The following is a 280-nucleotide window of genomic DNA, read 5'->3' on the forward strand; positions in this document are numbered from 1 at the left end:
TTGAAGCATATGCTTTTCCCTAAAATTTCTTATACACCTGAAGAAATATAATTGCATCAAATTAAATGCTATTATTATAAACATTAACACAGTTTCTACACCCTCAGGACTGTGCAGAAAACAGTGATTTAAATGCCATTCTGTTTTTAGTTGATGAAAAGCATTGTTTTCAATTTCCCATCTTTTATGTATTATTTTCCATAGGGTTTCTACTGAAGTAACTTTAGAGGTAGTTATTATCCATGATTCTTTTATTTCTACTTTGCCTGAGCTATGTATT

General features: G+C 29.6%; 1 protein-coding gene. It reads right to left on the reverse strand.

Going from position 1 to position 280, the window contains the following annotated elements; translation table 11 throughout:
- Nucleotides 1-279 (reverse strand): transposase (locus JJQ93_RS12950; RefSeq protein ID WP_274894141.1); only part of this gene is annotated, 279 nt, incomplete at its 3' end.
- Between the last annotated feature and the right edge of the window lies 1 nt (nt 280).

This window comes from Thermoanaerobacterium sp. R66, assembly GCF_028895185.1.
In the GTDB taxonomy this organism is placed as follows: Bacteria; Bacillota; Thermoanaerobacteria; order Thermoanaerobacterales; family Thermoanaerobacteraceae; genus Thermoanaerobacterium.